Source organism: Vibrio sp. Y176, from assembly GCF_033438945.1.
The window spans coordinates 1-1,269 of record NZ_JAWOQS010000083.1; the positions used below are offsets into that span (position 1 = coordinate 1).

At 47.8% G+C, this 1,269-nt stretch carries 2 protein-coding genes; both read right to left on the minus strand.

The window, feature by feature from the left end; genetic code table 11:
* A partial coding sequence (gene ubiH / locus R7O13_RS24235; RefSeq protein ID WP_318304852.1) for a 2-octaprenyl-6-methoxyphenyl hydroxylase occupies positions 1-894 on the minus strand: 894 nt, incomplete at its 3' end.
* 22 nt (positions 895-916) lie between these two features.
* On the minus strand, positions 917-1,269 hold a 353-nt coding region (locus R7O13_RS24240), incomplete at its 5' end, for a UPF0149 family protein (RefSeq protein ID WP_318304853.1).

Genomic DNA, 1,269 nt, shown 5'->3' on the forward strand with positions numbered 1-1,269 from the left:
AGCAATGGGATGCAGCGTTTGTGCTGCGTTACCGACTATCGCAAAACGGTGTGAAATATTTTGCTTGCGATGACGAAGCAACAACGGATAGCTCGCACGCAGCCCCACTTTTTGCATCGCACCTAATCGCCAACCAAAATCTTGCTGAAGCCGTTCAAGAAATTCGCTTTCGGACAATTCCATTACAATTTGAGCTTCATCAGGACGTAAGCACCATACGAGCGACATTCGATTATCACTCATCGGCAGCAGGGCAACTGGGCCGTTTTCAGTAAAACGCTCAAATGCGCGACCTTGATGCGGCTCTTGAGTCACAATATTGGCAATTACGGCAACTTGGTCGAAATCATGCTCAGAAAGCTCCAAACCAATTTGCTGACAACATTGCGAAACCGCACCATCGGCGGCAACAAGTAATTTCGCATTAAGCAACTCACCACTAGCAAGCTCAATCGTCACATTTTCTTGAGTTCGGGTAATGTGCTTCGCGGAGTCTGGGCAGTACAAATCGATAGCGGTACTGTGAGTCAGCAATTCTTGGTAAACACGACCAACATCGGCTAACTCTACGACATAACCTAACGCTTCAACGCCAACGTCGTGCTTAGTGATGTCCGTCATTCCCGCATGAGAACGATCGGACACATGGATGTGTTCAATCGGGGTCGAAAAAGGTTCAATCGCAGACCATAACGCTAAGTGACGCAGCAGGTTAACCGTACCATAAGACAAAGCAATCGAGCGCGAATCAAAGCCCGGATGCTGATCCGATTGCGCTTTAAACGGTTCAACAACGGCAACACGCAAAGCCCCTTGAGACAAATGCTCAATCGCTAAAGCTAGTGTAGCCCCAGCCATGGCACCACCAGCAATTACTACGTCATATTGCTTCATGTTAACCTCTGGTCTATCTAGATTAATGGATCGTCGGTTTGCTTTCGCTGCTTTCTGGGCGAGCTCCGAACTCTGCATGAATGGTAAGTACGCAAGCTTTCACGTGTTCAATGACTTGTTCCAGCAATTGTGCTTGTTCACCAAAGTCATCATCTTCATCAATGCCTAACTTGGCAATTTCTTCTAGGTCATCCAACGCTTCTTTTGCATCATCCGATGCATTGTTCAGCGCAATGCCTGCTAAACCAAGACCAGAGATAAAGTGATTCACAAAATCAGACAAGCTATCTGCCAACGCGAATAAACCCTCTTCGCCCGACTCATCCGGCAGAAGTAGTGACAGCTCCATGGATGAACCCGTTAGCTCGTTCGCCG